General features: G+C 66.3%; 16 protein-coding genes. 12 read left to right on the top strand and 4 right to left on the bottom strand.

Annotation, left to right across the window (positions count from 1 at the left end):
* Positions 1–40: 40 nt before the first annotated feature.
* The 6 genes from ACN9MB_RS19235 to ACN9MB_RS19210 are packed head-to-tail and all read left to right on the top strand — an operon-like array spanning position 41 to position 7,049.
* The gene (locus tag ACN9MB_RS19235; protein WP_426269939.1) at positions 41–1,036 is read left to right on the top strand and encodes an AAA family ATPase; all 996 of its coding nucleotides are present in this window, start codon (positions 41–43) and stop codon (positions 1,034–1,036) included.
* The gene (locus ACN9MB_RS19230) at positions 1,033–1,965 is read left to right on the top strand and encodes a DUF58 domain-containing protein (RefSeq protein WP_426269938.1); all 933 of its coding nucleotides are present in this window, start codon (positions 1,033–1,035) and stop codon (positions 1,963–1,965) included. Before ACN9MB_RS19235 ends, ACN9MB_RS19230 begins: the two co-directional genes overlap by 4 nt.
* The gene (locus tag ACN9MB_RS19225; protein ID WP_426269937.1) at positions 1,962–2,456 is read left to right on the top strand and encodes a DUF4381 domain-containing protein; all 495 of its coding nucleotides are present in this window, start codon (positions 1,962–1,964) and stop codon (positions 2,454–2,456) included. The genes ACN9MB_RS19230 and ACN9MB_RS19225 overlap by 4 nt, the downstream gene beginning before the upstream one ends.
* Positions 2,453–3,433: a VWA domain-containing protein gene (locus tag ACN9MB_RS19220; RefSeq protein WP_426269936.1), complete on the top strand. Its 981-nt coding sequence runs from the start codon at positions 2,453–2,455 to the stop codon at positions 3,431–3,433. Before ACN9MB_RS19225 ends, ACN9MB_RS19220 begins: the two co-directional genes overlap by 4 nt.
* Positions 3,430–5,349 (top strand): VWA domain-containing protein, encoded by a 1,920-nt coding sequence (locus tag ACN9MB_RS19215; protein ID WP_426269935.1) that lies wholly within the window; start codon positions 3,430–3,432, stop codon positions 5,347–5,349. Before ACN9MB_RS19220 ends, ACN9MB_RS19215 begins: the two co-directional genes overlap by 4 nt.
* Positions 5,346–7,049 (top strand): BatD family protein, encoded by a 1,704-nt coding sequence (locus ACN9MB_RS19210; protein WP_426269934.1) that lies wholly within the window; start codon positions 5,346–5,348, stop codon positions 7,047–7,049. Before ACN9MB_RS19215 ends, ACN9MB_RS19210 begins: the two co-directional genes overlap by 4 nt.
* On the opposite strand, the gene ACN9MB_RS19205 is transcribed toward ACN9MB_RS19210, so the two are convergent.
* Entirely contained in the window at positions 7,033–7,554 is a 522-nt protein-coding gene (locus ACN9MB_RS19205; protein ID WP_204637254.1) for an O-acetyl-ADP-ribose deacetylase, read from the bottom strand. The genes ACN9MB_RS19210 and ACN9MB_RS19205 overlap by 17 nt on opposite strands.
* Positions 7,555–7,627: 73 nt before the next feature.
* On the opposite strand from ACN9MB_RS19205, the gene ACN9MB_RS19200 reads away from it, so the two are divergent.
* From ACN9MB_RS19200 to ACN9MB_RS19190, 3 genes are all read left to right on the top strand, one after another.
* On the top strand, positions 7,628–8,092 hold the full coding sequence (locus ACN9MB_RS19200; protein ID WP_204637253.1) for a MarR family winged helix-turn-helix transcriptional regulator: 465 nt from the start codon (positions 7,628–7,630) through the stop codon (positions 8,090–8,092).
* Positions 8,093–8,397: 305 nt separating this feature from the next.
* On the top strand, positions 8,398–9,528 hold the full coding sequence (locus ACN9MB_RS19195) for an efflux RND transporter periplasmic adaptor subunit (RefSeq protein WP_426269933.1): 1,131 nt from the start codon (positions 8,398–8,400) through the stop codon (positions 9,526–9,528).
* 9 nt (positions 9,529–9,537) lie between these two features.
* Positions 9,538–12,639 carry an efflux RND transporter permease subunit gene (locus ACN9MB_RS19190; protein WP_204637251.1) on the top strand — a complete coding sequence of 1,034 codons (3,102 nt, stop codon included), beginning with the start codon at positions 9,538–9,540 and terminating at the stop codon, positions 12,637–12,639.
* A 159-nt stretch (positions 12,640–12,798) separates the two neighbouring features.
* Here ACN9MB_RS19190 and ACN9MB_RS19185 read toward each other — a convergent pair whose 3' ends face one another.
* The 3 genes from ACN9MB_RS19185 to ACN9MB_RS19175 all read right to left on the bottom strand — a co-directional run bounded on the left by ACN9MB_RS19185 (position 12,799) and on the right by ACN9MB_RS19175 (position 15,562).
* Complete coding sequence (locus ACN9MB_RS19185; protein ID WP_426269932.1) at positions 12,799–14,238, bottom strand: M20/M25/M40 family metallo-hydrolase; 1,440 nt, start codon at positions 14,236–14,238, stop codon at positions 12,799–12,801.
* A gap of 141 nt (positions 14,239–14,379) precedes the next feature.
* Positions 14,380–14,796: a large-conductance mechanosensitive channel protein MscL gene (mscL, locus tag ACN9MB_RS19180; RefSeq protein ID WP_426269931.1), complete on the bottom strand. Its 417-nt coding sequence runs from the start codon at positions 14,794–14,796 to the stop codon at positions 14,380–14,382.
* 79 nt (positions 14,797–14,875) lie between these two features.
* Positions 14,876–15,562, bottom strand: a complete 687-nt coding sequence (locus ACN9MB_RS19175; RefSeq protein WP_204637248.1) for a fumarylacetoacetate hydrolase family protein — start codon at positions 15,560–15,562, stop codon at positions 14,876–14,878.
* 227 nt (positions 15,563–15,789) lie between these two features.
* Here ACN9MB_RS19175 and ACN9MB_RS19170 point away from each other — a divergent pair, with 227 nt between their 5' ends.
* The 3 genes from ACN9MB_RS19170 (at position 15,790) to ACN9MB_RS19160 (ending at position 18,986) form a co-directional block, all read left to right on the top strand.
* The gene (locus tag ACN9MB_RS19170) at positions 15,790–17,049 is read left to right on the top strand and encodes an efflux RND transporter periplasmic adaptor subunit (RefSeq protein ID WP_426269930.1); all 1,260 of its coding nucleotides are present in this window, start codon (positions 15,790–15,792) and stop codon (positions 17,047–17,049) included.
* Positions 17,050–17,122: 73 nt separating this feature from the next.
* A complete protein-coding gene (locus ACN9MB_RS19165; RefSeq protein ID WP_204637246.1) occupies positions 17,123–17,809 on the top strand; it encodes an ABC transporter ATP-binding protein in 687 nt (228 codons plus the stop codon).
* A gap of 10 nt (positions 17,810–17,819) precedes the next feature.
* Complete coding sequence (locus ACN9MB_RS19160; RefSeq protein WP_426269929.1) at positions 17,820–18,986, top strand: ABC transporter permease; 1,167 nt, start codon at positions 17,820–17,822, stop codon at positions 18,984–18,986.
* Positions 18,987–18,989: the final 3 nt, after the last annotated feature.

Genomic DNA, 18,989 nt, shown 5'->3' with positions numbered 1-18,989 from the left:
GGTTAAGGTCTGTGGTTACGTTCAACCCCTGGATTCCCCGATGGACATGCCCGAGGCTTCAACCTCTTCCCCCCTGCAGCAGGCGTTTTTGCGCGTGCGCGATGAATTGCAACGCAGCGTCATCGGTCAGCCGCACCTGATAGACTGCCTGCTGGTGGCCTTGCTGGCCGACGGCCATCTGCTGGTCGAGGGCGCGCCCGGCCTGGCCAAGACGACCGTGGTGAAGGCGTTGGCAGGCTGTATCGAAGCCGATTTCCACCGTGTGCAGTTCACGCCCGACCTGCTGCCCGCCGATCTCACCGGCACGGACATCTTCCGCCCGCAAGCGGGCAGCTTCGAGTTCGAACGCGGCCCGCTGTTCCACAACATCGTGCTGGCGGACGAGATCAACCGCGCGCCTGCCAAGGTGCAGTCGGCGTTGCTCGAGGCGATGGCCGAGCGCCAGATCACCGTGGGCCGCAGCACCTGGCGCCTGCCCGACCTGTTCATGGTGATGGCGACGCAGAACCCGATCGAGCAGGAAGGCACCTTCGCGCTGCCGGAAGCGCAGCTCGACCGCTTCGTGATGCACGTGACCATCGGTTATCCCGATGCGGCTGCCGAACTGGCGATCCTGCAACTGGCGCGAGAACAGGCCCGCAGGAACCTGCATCCGCTACCGGTCCCGCGTCCCACCCTCAGCCAGACCGACGTCTTCAACGCCCGCGATGCCGTGCTCGACGTGCACATGGCGCCGGCGTTGGAGGAATACATCACGCAGCTGGTGCTGGCCACCCGCGAACCCGGCGTCTACGGCGCCGAGCTCAAGCGCTGGATCGCCTGGGGTGCCAGTCCGCGCGGCACCATCGCGCTGGATCGTTGCGCCCGCGCCCACGCGTGGCTGGCCGGTCGCGACTACGTGCTGCCCGAAGACGTGCATGCGATCGTGCACGAAGTGCTGCGCCACCGCGTGCTGCTCAGCTATGAGGCGGAAGCCGAGGGCGTGCGCAGCGACCAGGTGATCCGTCGCGTGCTGGATCTCGTGCCATTGCCGTGAACGCCGTTGTCGACAAGCCGGCGGACGGCGATGGCCGCACGCGCGTTCGCCTGGCGGAACTGATGGCCTTGCGTGCCCGCGTGGCCAAGGCGGCGCTGCCGCGGCTGGAAAGCCGTGCCATGCGCGCGGGCCAGCAATCCAGCCGTCTATACGGCCGAGGCATGGACTATGCCGAATCGCGTGTCTACCAGCCTGGCGATGATGTGCGCCGTCTCGATTGGCGATTGACCGCCCGTAGCGGCCGGCTGCATACCAAGTTGTTCCAGGAAGAACGCGAGGGGCAGTTGCTGATCCTGCTGGATGCGCATGAGAGCATGCGTTTCGGCACGCGCGTGCGTCTGAAATCGGTGCAGGCCGCGCGCGCTGCCGCGCTGGCGGCGTGGTACGCGGTGCGGGCGGGCGAGCGCGTGGGGCTGATGTCCTTCGGCAACGGTCACAGCATGTTGCGGCCGCAGGCTGGCACGCGCGGTGCGCTGGCGGTGTGTGGCGCGCTGGCCGACTGGGATGCGAACTATCCGGCCCTTCCTGGCGAGCCGCTATCGGATGTGATCCTGCGTGCCGCGCGCTTGATGCATGGCGCCAATCGAGTGCTGTTGATCAGCGATGGACTCAGCTGCGACGAGGCGGCGCGCGGCCGCCTGCTCGATCTCTCGCACAAGGCAGGCATTCGCGTGCTGGTGGTGGCGGATGCCCTGGAACTGGGCCTGCCGCCGGCAGGCCGCTATCCGATGGAACACGACGGCACCCGGCGCGAGGTCGCGCTGTTTGGCGAGCGCCAGCGCCGTGAATTCCAGCAGGCACTGGGTGCCGGCCAGACGCGGCTCAACGCGATGGCGCAGGCGCTGGCCTTGCCGCATGTCACCATCGATACCGCGGCCGATCCGCTCGACGCCGTGATCTCGCTGCTGGCCCCCGGAGTGCGCCGATGAACGCGCCGGCTGCCACGCCTCCGAACGGGCCGGTGCTGCGCGACATCCATCTGCCGCCCCATCCGTCCTGGTGGCCGCTGGCGCCCGGTTGGTGGTTCCTGACGGTGCTGGCGCTGCTGGCCGTGGGTTTGGCGATCTGGTGGTGGCGTCGTCAGCGGCGCCGTCATGCGGAAGAAAAACAGGTGCTCGCGGAAGTGGATCGGGTGCTGGCGCTGTGGCGTGAACAGCCGCAGGCGCTGGCATCCGGCCTGCACCAATTGCTGCGCCGTGGCGCATTGCGTATCGATGCCACCGTCGCGCAGCAGCGTGGCGATGCCTGGCGGCAGACTTTGGCAACGATGACGGTTGACCCAGTCACGCTCGGCCAACTGGACGCCCTGGAAGCGGCGATGTACAAGCCCGGCGCACCGCTGGACGCCGATGCAGCCGCCAGCGCCACGCGCCGGTGGTTGCAGCTGGCATGGCGCAAACGAGTTGAGGTGCGCCCGTGACCGAGTTCGTATGGCCATGGATGATCGTGCTGGCACCGCTGCCGTGGCTGTTGCGCTGGTGGCTGCGGCCGGCGTCGCCCGGGCAGGCGCTGCATCTTCCTCATCCCGGCGTGCATCTGGACACGCCGGAGCGGCAGGGTCGCGGCGGCTGGCGCACCTGGTTGCTGGTGCTTGCATGGTTGGCCTTGCTGGTCGCCGCTGCGCGGCCTCAATGGGTGGGTCCGCCGCAGGCACAGCAGCGCAGCGGGCGCGCGTTGATGCTGGCGGTCGATCTTTCCGGAAGCATGCGCGCCGAGGATATGCAGTTGAGCGGTCAACCGGTCAGCCGCTTCGGTGCCGTGGAAGCGATTGCCGGCGATTTCATCGCGCGTCGCAGTGGCGATGAAATGGGGCTGATCCTGTTCGGCAGTCGCGCCTTCCTGGTCACGCCGCTCACCTACGATCTGCAGGCCGTGCGCGCGCAGCTGCAGGGCGCCGCGGTAGGGCTTGCGGGTACCGAGACCGCCATTGGCGATGCGATCGCCGTGGCAGTGAAGCGCCTGGCGGGTTTGCCGGAACAGGCGCGCGTGGTCGTGTTGTTGACCGATGGCGTGAACAACGCCGGCAATATCGCGCCGCTCGATGCGGCCCACGCCGCGCAGGCCGCGGGCGTGCGCGTCTATACCATCGGCATCGGTGCGACGGAGATGAGCGTTCCCGATCTGTTCGGCACGCATACGGTCAATCCTTCCGCCGATCTCGACGAAACCATGCTGCGTTCGATCGCCACGCAGACCGACGGCCGTTATTTCCGCGCCACCGATTCGAGCCAGCTTGCCGATGCCTACCGCGCCATCGAGGCACTGGAGCCGATGCCGCAGCAGGGTCCCTCGCTGCGACCGCGGCACGAGTTGTTCCGCTGGCCGCTCGGCTTCGCCGTCATCCTCTGGATGCTGGCGTTTGCGCCGCGCCCGCTCCGCCGGGAGGCCATGGCATGAGCGAGGCCTTGCAGCAGATGCATTTCCTGCGCCCGTGGTGGTTGCTGTTGTTGCTTGCGCTGCCGCTGCTGGTGGTGCTCGCAACCAGGCGCCAGGGCGCGCGCGATCAGCTGTCGCGGCTGGTCGATCCGGAATTGCTGCCGTTCTTGTTGAAGGGCCATGCAGTGCGTCGGCGTGCGTCGCCCTGGCTGTTGGCGTGCGGATGGACGCTGGTCACGCTGGCGATGGCGGGGCCGACCTGGAGCCGCGTGGCGCAGCCGCTGTATGCGAAGCGGGCCGCACAGGTGGTGGCGGTATCGATGTCGCAACACATGCTGGCGCGCGACGTGACACCCAGCCGGCTGGACCGCACACGCTACAAGGTGCGCGATCTGCTCACGGCCAATCACGATGGACTCAATGCCCTGATCGCCTACGCGGGCGAGGCGTTCGTGGTCGCACCACTGACGTCGGACGCTTCCGCGCTCAACGAACTGCTCGACGCACTGTCGCCCGACACCATGCCGCTCGATGGCGACGATGCGGCCAAGGCCATCGAGCGGGCCGTCTCCTTGATTCACGATGCCAAGGTCGGCGGCGGCTCGCTGGTGTTGGTCACCGACGATGCCGATGCCGATGCGCAGGCCGCGGCGCGCAAGGCGGCAGCCGCAGGGGTGCGTGTGTCGGTGCTTGGCATCGGCACGTTGCAAGGCGGACCGGTGCCGCTGTCCGACAACAGTTTCCAGCGTGACGCCCAGGGCGGCGTCATCCTGGCGCGGCGCAACGATGACAACCTGCGCGCCCTGGCCGCCAGCGGCGGTGGCCAGTACGTGGCCATGACCGACGACGATCGGGACATACGCGCTCTCGCCAGCGAACTCAGCGCGAGCGGTCCGGAGACGCTGGCCACGGATCTGCACGGCGACGAATGGCAGGATCGTGGCCCATGGTTGTTGCTCGCGTTGTTGCCACTGGCGGCGGCATCGTTCCGGCGCGGCTGGTTGATGCTGTTGGCGCTGGCGTTGCTGCCGGCGATGCCGGGTACCGCGCAGGCGGGCGCATGGAGCGACCTGTGGCGTCGCCCGGATCAGCAGGCCGCCACGGCGCTTCAACAAGGCAACGCCAGGCAGGCGCAACAGCTCGCGCGCGATCCGGCACTGCGTGGCGCAGCGGCTTATCGCGCCGGCGACTACGCAGCAGCAGGCAACGACCTGCGTTCGCTGCCCGGCACCGATGCCCAGTACAACCTCGGCAACGCGCTGGCCAAGCAAGGCAATTATCAGGCGGCGCTGGCGGCGTACGACCGCGCGCTCAAGGCCGATCCGCACAATGCCGACGCGAGCGCGAACCGCAAGGCGGTGGAGGACTGGATGCGGCGCCAGCCGCAGCATCCGAAGAACGACAACGGCGCCAAGGACAACAAGGGCAAGGCAGGCGACGGCCCATCGACCACACCGCCCGAGAATGCGCAGGGTCAGTCGGGCCAGCAGGGCGACAAGGACAAACAGGACCAGGGGCAGGGCAAGCCCTCGCAGGATGCGCACGGCGACACCCAGGGCAACGGCGGCAATCCGCAGAGCGAACAAGGCCGCAACTCGCCGATGGATCATCCATCCGACAAGGACTCGGCAGGCCAGCCGCAAACGCCCGAGCAGCAAGCCGAGCAACAGGCGCGCCAGCAGCAGGCGCAGCAGGCGCTGCAGAAGCAGATGGACGAGGCGCTGGGCAAATCGCCGGGCAAGGACAAACCGCAGAACGGCGCGCACGAACTGGGCGCGATCGAAAAGGACGATGCGCAGTCGAAACTGCCCGCTGACGTGCGCCAGGCGTTGCAGCGCGTGCCGGACGATCCGGGCGCGCTGTTGCGGCGCAAGTTCGAACTCGAATACCGGCAGCGCCACGGCGGCGCGTCGTCATCAGAAGGTGATTCGCAGTGAAGTCGCGTTACCTGATCTTGCTGTCGTTCTGTCTTGCCTGCGCATGGCCGCTGCTGTCGCTCGCCGCCGATGTCACGGCAACGCTCGACCGCAACCGCGTGGAACTCGGTGAAACCGTCACGCTCAACCTGCGCGCCAGCAGTGGCGCGATGGCGGCCACACCCGATCTCAGCGCGCTGTCGCAGGACTTCGCCGTGCTCGGGTCGTCCAGCAACACCAGCCTCAGCATCATCAACGGGCAGCGTTCGTTGCAGGTGACGGTGGGCGTGGCGCTGCGCCCGCTGCATGTGGGCACGCTGCACATTCCGGCGTTGTCGTTTGCCGGCGGCACCACCGCGCCGGTCGATGTGGAAGTGCTGCCGCCCGATACGGCGGCGGCCGCGGAAGGTCGCAAGGACGTTTTCCTCGAGGCCACGATCGACCCGGCGAGCGCCTATGTGGGCCAGCAGGTGGTCTATACGCTGCGCTTGTTCTATGCCACCGACCTCACCAGCGGGGCGCTGGAGGATCCGCAGCTGGCGGGCATGGACTTCCCTCGGCTGGGCGGTGAAATCAATTACCAAGCCGAGCGCGGCGGTCGTCGCTACAACGTGATCGAGCGTCGCTATGCCGCCACCTCGCAGCGCGTAGGCCACCTGCAGATTCCCTCGGTCGCCTTTCAGGGCGAGTCGGTCGACATGGCCAACCCGGATGCCTTCTTCGGCAACGGCACGCCGATCACTGCCTCATCGCCCACGGTGGCTTTCGACGTGCGTCCCGCGCCGGCCCAGGCCGCGCAGGGCGCCTGGCTGCCGGCGCGGTCGCTCAGCCTCACGCTCGATGGCGGTCCCTCGCACGGCGACCTGCACGTGGGCGAGCCGCTCAACCTGGTGATGAACGTGCAGGCCGTCGGACTGCCGTATGAAGCGCTGCCGTCGCTCAGCCTGCCGTCGCTGGAGGGCGCCACGGTGTACCCGGACAAGCCGGTCAACGGCTCGCGCGTGGAGGGCCAGTGGTTGGTGGGGCGCCGCCAGCAGAGTTTCGCGGTGGTACCCAATCGTCCCGGCACGCTCACCATTCCGGAGACCACGCTCACCTGGTGGAACGTGCTGGAAAACCATGCCGAGACCGCGCGTGTGCCGGCCCGGACGTTTACCGTCGTGGGTGCCGCGGGTGCGCCTGCCGCGCCGCCAGCGGCAGCGCCTCAGGCCGACGCCGCTGCCGTCGTCCATCCCAGTGGCTCGACGGCGCCCCTGGCAGTGAGCGGAGGCGGATGGTGGCGCACCGTGGCCCTGGTCAGCCTCGCCCTGTGGGTGCTGAGTGTGCTGGCCTGGATGCTGTGGCGCCGTCGATCGAACAAGACCGCCCAAACCCCCTCGCCGGCCGCAGCTCAGGGTTCGCCATCGCGCCTGCGTGCGGCCTTCCTGGTCCAGGCGCGTGGCAGTGACGCCTCCGGGCAGGCCGCTGCCTTGCTGGCCTGGGCGCAGGCGGAGCGTCCTTCGCTGCGGAATCTGGGCGAATTGGCGCAGGCCCTGTCGGCCGGGCCCCAGCGCGAGGCCATCGAGGCCTTGCAGCGCAAACGCTACGCAGGCGCAGACGAACCGGGCCTGGGTTCGCGGCTGGCCGCCGCCTTCCGCGATGGCTTTGCCTGGCAGCCGGCGACTGGCTCCGCGGATGCCTCGCCGTTGCCGCCGCTCTATCCGTTCAGCTTGCGTCGCTGAGCGCCTCGCGCCAGATATCGGCCATGTCCCGCCCAAAGCAGCAAACCAGCACCTGCGAGGGGCCGCCCTCAGGCGCATCGAGCAGGCTGCGCAGGGCCACGCGCGCTGCCCGCTTGGGCGGATAGCCGTAAACCCCGCAGCTGATGGCGGGAAAGGCGATCGAGGCCAGGTCGTATTCGGTCGCCAGCGTCAGGCTGTTGCGGTAGCAACGGGCCAGTTGCTCGGGTTCGCCGCTGCCGCCGCCGAGCCATACCGGCCCGACGGTGTGGATGATGTACCGGGCGGTGAGCTCGAAACCGGGCGTGATACGTGCCTCGCCGGTGGGGCAGCGCACGCCGGGGCTGAGCTCGGGCAGGGCCTGGCAGGCCTCCAGCAGCCGTGGGCCGGCGGCACGATGGATGGCGCCGTCCACGCCGCCGCCGCCCAGCAGGGTGGGATTGGCGGCGTTCACGATGGCGTCCACATCCAAGGCGGTAATGTCGCTAACAATGATCTCTATGTTCATTGGCATTGGCTTCGTAAAATGTTGCGACGTATGCTTGACCTTCCTAACGCCTCGCCCGGACTGACCTATCGCCATGACTAAGGCAGAAGACATCTCGTTTGGCTATCTGCTCAACGACGTCACCCTGTTGTTCCGCAAGCACTTCGACAGGCGCGCCGTGAAATTCGGGTTGACCCGCGCCCAGTGGCGGGCCACCAAGATGCTCTATCACCGCGAAGGCCTGCGCCAGACCGAACTGGCCGAATCACTGGAAATGGAGCCCATTGCGGTGGGCCGCGTGATCGATCGCCTGCAGGCGGCCGGTTTCGTCGAGCGCCGGCCCGATCCCAAGGATCGCCGCGCCTGGCGGCTGTACGTGACCGACCAGGCGCGTGGCGTCATCGCCGACATGGAGCTGATCGCCAAGGGCGTGCGCAAGGATGCCACCCAGGGTATCGGCGTGCCTGAGCTGGAACATGCGCTGGGCGTGCTCAACCGCATGAAGGAAAACCTGCAGGCGCTGGACAACGGCGGCCCCTCCGACGACGCCGAGCTCTGATCGCCCGGAAAAATCCGCCAACCAGGCCTTCTGGCAGGTGTATGTCACACGCGTGCCACACTATGTTGCGATGAACATGTCGCCTGCCTGACGGCAGGCGGTTTGCCAAGTGCTGTCGGTCGTGCGAGCCACGGACGCTGGCTGCATCACAATGCCCAATGAGACGCACTGGGCGGAGTGGGGCATGCTCCCGAGAGCATGCCCGGTGCGGCAATCCCCTTTTGGACAGACACGCAGCGCGGCCGCTAGGGCGGCATCCCGGCGCATGCCGGGCATGCCGGCAGCGGTGGGTGGTCGGAGACATCATGCAAGGCACGTCCCGCAAGAAACTCTTGGTATTGGCCGTCGTCATCGTGGCGGCGATCGTGGCCGCGCAGATGTTCCGCGGCAGCGAACGCGCCAAGGCGAAAACGCCTGCGGTGGCCGCGTCGGTGCCGGTGAAGGTGGCCAGTGCGCATCGCAGCGACCTCGATCTCACCTTGAAGGTGATCGGTCGCGCCGAGGCTTTTTCCACGGTGAATGTGCAGGCGCGCGTGAGCGGCCAGTTGCAGGCCCTGCTGTTCAAGCCCGGCGGACAGGTGAAGCAGGGCGACACCATCATCCGCATCGATCCCAGCCTGCTGCAGGCGCAGCTCGACCAGGCGCTCGGCAACCTGGCCAAGGACCAGGCGCAGCTGGACAACGCCAATACCGTCATCAAGCGTTACCAGCCTTTGCTCGGCAAGGGTTATGTCTCGCAGATGGACTACGACACCTACAAGGCCAACCAGGGCATCTACAGCGCGGCGGTGAAATCCGATCAGGCTGCGGTGGAGCTGGCCCGCACGCAGCTCAGCTATGCGCAGATCCAGGCGCCGTTCGACAGCATCGCGGGTGCGCCGCTCGTTTATCCGGGCGCACAGATCACGGCGAACGACACCTCCATCGTGGTGTTGAACCAGATCCGCCCCATCCACATCACCTTCTCGGCACCCGAGACGGGTCTCGATGGCATCAAGGCCGCCATGGCGCGCGGCAAGGTGCCGGTGTCGGTGGCCATCCCGAACACCAAGACCGCACCGATGGAGGCCGAGCTCGACTTCATCAACAACTCGGTGGACACCACCACCAGCACCATCCAGCTCAAGGCGCGCTACACCAACGACGACGATCGGCTCACACCGGGCCAGTTCGTGGAAGTGGTGTTGCCCACCACGCGCCTCTCCAACGTGGTGACGGTGCCGGTGGTGGCCTTGCAGAACGCGCCGCTCGGCAGCTTCGTTTTCGTCGTCAATGCGGACGGCACGGTGCAGCAGCGCATGGTGACGGCCGGGCCCAGCACGGGCGGCCAGATCGTCATCGAGAAGGGCCTGAACGGCAACGAGACCGTGGTCACGGACGGCCAATTGCTGCTGGTCGATGGCGCGCACATACACGTCGTCACCGACAACGGCTGAGGCGGCGCCATGAACCTGCCAGCCCTGTGCATTCAACGCCCGGTGATGACGACGCTGCTGATGGTGGCGTTGCTGGTATTCGGCGTCGTCGCGTATCCGAAGTTGCCGGTGAACGAACTGCCGAACGTCGACTTCCCCACCATCACGGTGAACGCGAGCCTGCCTGGCGCCGCGCCGGAGACGATGGCCACGGCAGTCGCCACGCCGCTGGAAAACCAGCTCTCGACCATTGCCGGCATCCAGTCGATGACCTCGACCAGCGCGCTCGGCAGCACCTCGATCACGCTCACCTTCGAACTCGATCGCAGCATCGACGGTGCCGCGCAGGATGTACAGGCGGCCATTTCCTCGGCGCAGCGCCAGCTGCCCACCAACATGCCCACGCCGCCCACGTTCCGCAAGGTGAACCCCGCGGACGCGCCGATCCTCTATCTCACGCTGCGTTCGCGCACGCAGCCGCTGTCGGTGGTGGACGACTACGCGGAGACGCAACTGGCGCAGCGCCTGTCGATGATCGATGGCGTTGCCCAGGTGAGCGTCTACGGCGCGCAGAAATACGCGGTGCGCGTGAGCGTCGATCCGCAGAAGCTGGCGGCCAGCGGCATCGGCATCGATACCGTGCAGAACGCGGTGGCCGCGGCCAACGTGAATCTCGCCACCGGTTCGCTCAACGGCAGTCGCCAGCTGCTGCAGGTGCGTTCGGACGGCCAATTGCAGCGGGCGAATCAGTACAACAGCATCATCGTGGCCTATCGCAATGGCGCGCCGGTGCGCCTGTCGGACCTGGGCAAGGCCGAAGACAGCGTGCAGAACGACCAGGTCGCGAGCTGGTACAACGGCGAGCGCGCCATCGTGCTGGCCATCCAGCGCCAGCCGGGTTCCAACACGGTGGCGACCATCGACCGCATCCGCTCCGTGCTGCCCACGTTCGAGGCCACCTTGCCGCCATCGATCAAGCTGGCCGTGCTGTACGACCGCTCGGTCTCCATCCGCGAATCGGTGAACGACGTGCAGTTCACCTTGATGCTTGCGGGCGTGCTGGTGGTGCTGGTGATCTATCTGTTCCTGGGCAACGCCTCGGCCACCCTGATTCCCGCGCTGGCGCTGCCGGTGTCCATCGTGGGCACGTTTGGCGCGATGTTCGCGCTCGGCTACAGCCTGGACAATCTCTCGTTGCTCGCGCTGACCCTGGTGGTCGGCTTCGTGGTCGACGATGCCATCGTGATGCTCGAGAACATCGTGCGCCACGTGGAAGAGGGCATGGACCCGTACGAAGCGTCGCTCAAGGGCGCCAGCGAGATCGGCTTCACCATTTTCTCGATGACGTTGTCGCTGGTGGCGGTGTTCCTGCCGGTGATGTTCATGGGCGGCATCGTCGGCCGTCTGTTTCATGAGTTCGCGGTGACGCTGAGCGTGGCGATCCTGATTTCGGGCTTCGTCTCGATCACCCTCACGCCGATGCTGTGCAGCCGCTTCCTCAAGCATGCCGAGCACGAGAAGAAAGCTCGGGTCGTGCTGTGGTTCGATGCCGGTTTCGAGCGCGTACGCCGCGGCTACGTGAGTTCGCTGACCTGGGCCGTGCATCACCCGCGCAGCATCATGGGACTGTTCGTGGCCAGCCTGCTGGCTACCGGCGTGTTGTTCGTGGTGGTCGACAAGGACTTCATTCCCGCCGGCGATTCGGGTCAGCTCAACGTGAACGTCGAAGGCCCCGATGACACCTCGGTGTCCAGCATGGCGCAACGTCAGCAGCAGCTGGCCAAGATCGTGGGCGAGGATCCGAACATCGCCAGCTACATGTCCTCGGTGGGCAGCGGCGGTGCGCGTACCACCACCAACAACGGTTCCCTGTCGCTCACGCTCAAGCCTGCCAGCGAGCGGCCGCTCGACGTCAACGGCATCATCCAGGAGTTGCGGGCGAAGTTCGCCAAGGTGCCGGGCATCCGGGCCTACATCCAGAACCCGCCATCGATCCAGGTAGGCGGACGACAATCGAAGGCGCAGTACCAATACACCTTGCAGTCGATCGATACGCCCGCGCTGTACGACTGGTCGGGCCGGGTGATCACCGCCTTCAGCAAGCTGCATGGTTTCCAGGACGTCACCAGCGACCTGGACCTCAACGGCCCGTCCATCGTGGTGGACGTGAATCGCGACAAGCTCGCCACGCTCGGCCTCACCATGGACCAGGTGCAGACGGCGCTGGGTTCGGCATTCGGCGCCAACCAGATTTCCACGATCTACGGTGCGTCATCGCAATACTGGGTGATCCTGCAGGTGTATTACGCCTTGCAGAATGATCCCGAGGTGCTGTCGCAGATCTACGTCACCTCCAGCAGTGGCGGGCTGGTGCCGCTCAATGCGGTGGCGAGTTTCGAACGCAAGCCGCAGGCGCTCACGGTGAATCACCAGGGCCAGATACCCGCGGTGACGGTGTCGTTCAACCTTGCGCCGGGCGTGAGCCTCAGCGAAGCGGTGGCGAGCATCGACAGCGCGATGAAGCAGATGAACCTGCCGCCCACGATCACCGGCAGTGTGCAAGGCACGGCGCAGGCGTTCCAGGATTCGATGCAGGGCATGGGCTTGCTGCTGGTGATGGCGTTGTTCGTGATCTATCTGGTGCTTGGCATCCTGTACGAGAGTTTCATCCATCCGTTGACGATTCTGTCGGGCCTGCCATCGGCGGGCGTGGGCGCGTTGGCGACGCTGATGATCTTCGGTGCGCCACTCGACCTGTTCTCCTTCGTCGGCATCGTGATGCTGATCGGCATCGTCAAGAAGAACGCGATCATGTTGATCGACTTCGCGCTGGAGAAGCAGCGCAGCGATGGCACCGCGCCTGCGCTCGCCATCGTGGAAGCCTGCCACGTGCGCTTCCGACCGATCATGATGACCACCGCGGCCGCGTTTGCGGGCACCTTGCCGATCGCTTTGGGATTGGGCGCCGGTGCCGAGACGCGTCGACCGTTGGGCCTGGCGGTGGTGGGTGGCCTGCTGGTGTCGCAGGTGCTCACGCTGTACCTGACGCCAGTGATCTATCTGTATCTCGATCGCTTGCACACGCGGCTCTCGCGCAAGCGGCGCGTGGGCGGTGCTGAGACGGCACACTGAAGCGGAGACCCTGTGGGAGCGCACTTGTGCGCGACTGCGGCGCCTTGTCGATGCCGCTTCGTTGGCTTGTCGCGCACAAGTGCGCTCCCACAGGTGAGACTCACCAAATAAAAAAGGGCGGCCATGGGCCGCCCTTTTTCGTTCGCATGCGCGGAACGATCACTCCTCCGCGCCATCTCCCTTGAACGCACCCGGCGCCGAACCGAAGTTGCCGTCGGCCTGGGCGGCCATGTACGAGAACGCGGCATAGACGGCGACGTTCTGCGCCAGTTCCTTCGGGTCGATCTTGTCGAGCGTGTCGTTGGCGGTGTGGTGGTAGTCGAAGTAGTCGGTACCGTCCTGCACCAGCGAGAGCGCGGCCATGCCCTTGCCGTGCATCTGCGACAGGTCGGAGCCGCCGCCGCCCGGCTTGCTCGCGTCATAGTCCACGCCGATCGGTGCAAGCACCTTGGCGATCTGCTCGATGGCGCCGCGCGACTCCGGCTTCACGCTGGCCGTCATCAGCCAGATCTTGCGCGCGCCGAAATCGGATTCGGTGCCGAGCTGGAACTTCGCCACGTCGGAGGCATGCTTGTCGGCGTACGCGCGGCCACCCCACAGGCCCATCTCTTCGTTGGCGAAGGCAATCACGCGGATGGTGCGGTCAGGGCGCTGCGGCATGTCGTGGATCAGCTTGCCGGCCGCCATGGCGATCGCCACGCCGGCGCCGTCGTCGATCGCGCCGGTGCCCGGATCCCACGAGTCGAGATGGCCGCCAATGACCACGACCTGGTCCGGATGCTTCTTGCCGGTCACTTCGCCGATCACGTTGGCGCCGGTGTAGCTGCCGTTGAAGCCGACGTCCAGGTCGAGCTTGACGCTGACCGGCTTGCCGAAGCCGAGGATGCGCGTGAGCTGATCGGCATCGGGGTTGGAGAGTGCGGCGGCGGGAATGGCGTCCTTCGGATCGGTGAAGCCGGTAACGCCGGTGTGCGGCGTGCGGCTGTTGGCATCGGTGCCGGCCGAACGCAGCAGGAACGCGGCGGCGCCCATCTTGGCGGCGATCACCGGGCCGCCCACGCGCACGCCCGAACCGATGGCGTAGTCGGCGCCGTCCTTGTGGCGCTGCATGTGCGCATCGACGTAGACGATCTTGCCCTTCACGCTGGCCGGGTCGGCCTTCTTCAACGCATCGAGGCTGTCGAAGCGCACCACCTCGGCGGTGAGGCCGCCCTTGGGCGTGCCGGCCGAATAGCCCAGCGCAATCAAGTCCAGCGGCTGCGGGAACGGCGCCACGATGGCGGCGTGCTCGCTGCGGCGTTCCCACAGCGGATAGGTCACCTGCTCGGTATAGACCTTGTCGAAACCCAGTGCCTTGAACTTGGCGATGGCCCACTCGCGGCCGCGCAGGTCCGCCGGACCGCCGGCAATGCGCGGACCCACTTCGGTGGTCAGCGACTCGACGATCTGGTACGCCGTGTTGTCGTTCATCGCCTTGTCGCGCAGCTGTTCGGCCGTCTTTACGGCTGCGGTGGGAACCGTGGTCTGGGTGGCGGCGTTGGCCGAGCCGATGGCGAACATCAGGCTGGCGGCGAGCAGGGTAAGCGGCAGTTGACGCATGGGGACGTTCCTTGGGCGGAAACTTCGATTATGGCCCGCGTGCTCGTGGCTGCTTAGGCCAGAAGTCATGCTGCGGGGGTCAAAAACAGCAAAAACAAAAAAGGCGCCGCAGCGCCTCTTTCGCGCAACGTTCCTGGCCGCTTACTTCGGGTTCTGCGCCTTGAGCAGGTCGCGGATCTCCGTCAGCAGCACCACATCGGCCGGCGGCGGCGCAGGCGCGGCCTCTTCGCGGCGGGTGAGGCGGTTGATCGCCTTGACCACCAGGAAGATCGCAAACGCGATGATGAGGAACTGGATCAGGGTATTGATGAAGGTGCCATAGCCAATAGCCACTTCGGCGATTTTGTGTGCCGGATCGGTAGTGTCGGCCGGCTTGAGCACCCATTTCATCTGCGAGAAATCGACACCGCCGGTGAGCAGGCCGATCGGCGGCATGATGATCTGGTCCACCAGCGAGCTGACGATCTTGCCGAACGCGCCGCCGATCACCACACCGACCGCGAGGTCGATCACATTGCCGCGCATGGCGAATTCTTTGAACTCTTTGAGCATGCTCATGCTTCTCTCCCTGGGCTGGATGGCCTCGACACTCTAACGCAGCGCGATGTGCAGGCGGCATGCAGCCGCCTTCGCAAGTTCAGACGACGGTGCCTTCAAGCGTGGCCACGCCGGCCAGTTCCGCATGAAAGCGGTCGCCGCGTTGCATGGCTGAAACACCGGCCGGCGTGCCGGTAAAGATCAGGTCGCCGGCCTTCAACTCGAACAGCGTGGAGAGCAGCGCGATGATCTCGTTCACGCCGTGCACCATCTCGCCCAGGCGGCCTTGCTGGCGCGGCTGGCCGTTCACCGTGAGGGTGAGCGCGGTATCGGCATCGAGCGATACCTCGCCGGCCGGACGCAGCGCCGACACCGGTGCGGAATGGTCGAAGCCCTTGGCCACATCCCACGGATGGCTCTTGGCCTTGGCGACGGCCTGCAGGTCGCGGCGGGTCAGGTCCAGGCCCACGCCGTAGCCCCAGATCAGCGCACCGGCCTGCTGGGCGGAAAGGTCGCGTCCGCCCGCGCCCAGCGCCACCACCATTTCCACTTCGTGGTGCAGGTCGTGGGTGGCCTGCGGATAGATCACGTCGGCGCCGTCGGTGACCACGGCATCGGCCGGCTTGCAGAAGAACAGCGGCGTGTCCTTGTCCACCGTCGAACCCATTTCACGGGCGTGCTCGGCGTAGTTGCGGCCGATGCAGAAGATCCGGCGCAGCGGGAAACGTTGGTCGCTGCCGATGATCGGCAGGCTCGGAACGGCAGGGGGCGTGATGGCGTATGACATGGCCGGGAAGGTTACCACTCCCGCTTGCGAGCGCCAGTCTGCTGTCACGTCAGCTTTTTTAGCAACCGGCATGCGAGTACAACCGGGCCGGTTCTCTGCCCTCGATCGATGTCGGCCAGGTGACAGCTGTCACCGCGTTTGGCTGATGAGGGCTTCTGGAGTCGGCGGGCCCGCTCCAGCAATGTGTATCGCATCACGGAACCGGCAGTGACCGGCAGGGAGAGCGTGTGGCGAATGCGGATCTGTTGAAGGAACTGCGCATCGAGAAACATCTGCGCGAGGAGCATGGCCAGGGGCCGGGCCGTTGGCCGTGGATCGTCGGCGGCGTGCTGCTCGTGCTGGTGTTGATCGCGCTGGCGGGCTGGTTCGTGCTGGGCCGGCGCGCCATCGAAGTGCAGACGGCCCAGGCGCAGTCGCCGGTGGCCAATGCGGCGGCCGGTGCGGTGCTGCAGGCCACCGGTTACGTGACGGCGCGGCGGCAGGCCACCGTGTCGGCACAGATCACCGGCACGCTGACCGATGTGCTGATCGAGGAGGGTGACCACGTGAAGGAGGGCCAGGTGGTGGCGCGGCTGGACGACTCGCAGTACAAGGCGGCACTCGATGCGGCCCGTACCACGGCCGCCGCTTCGCACGCCCTGGTCGCGCAGTTCCAGGCGCAACTGGCGCAGAACCAGCGCGATGCCGTGCGTAACGAAGAGCTCGCGGCGAAGGGCCTGGTCTCCAAACAGCTCGCCGAGCAATCGCGTACGCTGGTCGACAGCACACGCGCCCAGCTGCTGTCGCAGCAGCGCAGCGCGGCCTCGGCCGATGCACAGGTCGTGGTGGCGAGGGTGAACTTCGACTACTGCGTGATCCGCGCGCCGTTCGACGGCGTGATCACCACCAAGGACGCGCAGGTGGGCGAAATCGTCTCACCGTTCTCCGCGGGCGGCGGCTTCACCCGCACCGGCGTGGGCACGGTGGTGGACATGGATTCGCTGGAAGTGGACGTGGACGTCAACGAGGCCTATATCGGCCGCGTGAAGCCGAGCATGCCCGCCGAGGCCGTGTTGGACGCCTACCCCGACTGGAAGATTCCCGCCCACGTCATCGCCATTGTTCCTGCCGCCGATCGCGGCAAGGCCACGGTGAAGGTGCGCGTGGCATTGGAGAAGAAAGACGCACGCATCGTGCCCGACATGGGCGTGCGCGTGTCCTTCCTCGAGCAGAAGCAGGACCAGGCACAGGCACAGACACAGACGCAGGCACCGCAGGGCGCGCTGGTGCCGACCACGGCGATCGCACAGCGCGACGGCCACGGCGTGGTGTTCATCGTCAGCAGCGACATCGTGCAGCAGCGCAGCGTATCGCCGGCCGCCTCGAAGATCGGCGACCAGAGCCTGCTGCCGACGGGCGTGCAAGTGGGCGACACCGTGGTGGTGTCGCCGCCAGCGGCATTGAAGGACGGCGACCGGGTCAAGCTGGCGGCAAAAGCCGCAGAGTGAACCGCCTCGTCAACGCGTGATCGGGTGCATCGCCAACCGCGATGCCTGGCTATTCGCATCAGGAGCACATGCAATGAGCACATTGATCGAAACCCGCGACCTCTCCAAGGTGTACGAGCGCGGCAAGCAGAAAGTGGAAGTGCTGCACCACATCGACCTCGACATTGCCGAGGGCGACTTCCTCGCGCTGATGGGCCCCTCCGGTTCAGGCAAGACCACCTTGCTCAACCTGATCGGCGGACTGGATACGCCCACTGGCGGCAGCATCACCGTCGCCGGCCAGCGCCTGGATCAACTGGGCGGCGGGCAACTGGCGAAGTGGCGCGCGGCGCACGTGGGCTTCGTGTTCCAGTTCTACAACCTGATGCCGATGCTGTCGGCGCAGAGGAACGTCGAGTTGCCGCTGCTGCTGACCAAGCTTTCCGCGGCACAGCGCCGCAAGAACGCCTCCATTGCGTTGCAACTGGTGGGCCTTGGCGACCGTGCCTCGCACAAGCCGAGCGAGCTTTCCGGCGGCCAGCAGCAGCGTGTGGCGATTGCGCGAGCCATCGTCTCCGACCCCACCTTGCTGGTGTGCGACGAGCCCACCGGTGACCTGGATCGCCAGTCGGCCGAGGAAGTGCTGGGCCTGCTGCGTGTGCTCAATCGCGAGCACGGCAAGACCATCGTGATGGTCACCCACGATCCCAAGGCCGCCGAGTACGCCAATCACACGCTGCATCTGGACAAGGGCACCCTGGTCGAACAGGCGCTGGCGTGAGGATGCGACGATGAAATATCTCCATCTCATCTGGGCGGCGCTGTTCCGGCGCAAGGCCCGCACCGTCCTCACGCTCGTCTCGATCATTGCCGCGTTCCTGCTGTTCGGCATGCTCGATGCGGTGCGTACGTCCTTCGACCAGGCGGGGCAGAGCGCCAACGGTGCGCAACGCCTGCAGACCGGCTCGAAACTCTCCTTCATCCAGACGCTGCCGCAATCGCTGGAACAGCAGATCGCGCAGGTGCCGGGCGTGAAGATGGTGACCTACGCGAACTGGTTTGGTGGTGCCTACCAGGACCCGCACAACCAGGTCTTCAGCTTCGCGGTGGAACCGAACTACATCGATCTGTATCCCGAGATCGAAGTGAGCGCGGCCGAGCGCAAGGCGTTTGACGATACGCGCACCGGCATCCTGGTGGGCGAAAAACTGGCCAAGCGCTTCAACTGGAAAGTGGGCGACAAGATTCCGCTGCAGTCGACCATCTTCCCGGATCGCAAGGGCAGCAAGAACTGGACCTTCGACATCGTCGGCATCCTGCATTCGAAGGACAAGAAGAGCGGCGGCTTCTTCGACCAGATGCTGTTGCTGCACTGGAAGTATTTCGACGAAACCACGCCCTTCAATCAAGGCACCGTGGGTTGGTATGTCACCCGAGTTGCCGACGTGAACCAGGCCGACCGCGTGGCCAAGGCGATCGACGCGATCTCGGCCAATTCCGATCACGAGACGCGCACGCAGACCGAACAGGCGGCCACCGCCAGCTGGATGAAGCAGCTCGCCGATATCGGCCTGATCGTGGGTTCGATCATGGGCGCGGTGTTCTTCACGTTGTTGCTGCTGTCGGGCAACACGATGATGCAGGCGGTACGCGAACGCACCAGCGAGTTGGCCGTGCTCAAGACGATCGGCTTTTCCAACCATGCGGTGCTCGGCATCGTGCTGGCCGAATCGGTGCTGCTGCTGTTGCTGGGCGGCGTGATCGGGCTTGGGTTGGCGTCGCTGATCATTCCCCTGGTGAGCGCCGGCAGTGGCGGCATGCTCAACCTGCCCAGCGTGGGCACCAGCAGCTGGATCCTGGGCCTGGTGCTGATGGTTGCCATCGGTCTGCTGGTGGGTGCACTGCCGGCGGTGCGAGCGATGCGACTGAACATCGTCGACGCGCTGGCCGGCCGCTAAGGA

Source organism: Dyella kyungheensis (genome assembly GCF_049913195.1).
Taxonomy (GTDB): Bacteria; Pseudomonadota; Gammaproteobacteria; order Xanthomonadales; family Rhodanobacteraceae; genus Dyella; species Dyella kyungheensis.
This window is presented reverse-complemented; position numbering and strand designations above follow the sequence as displayed.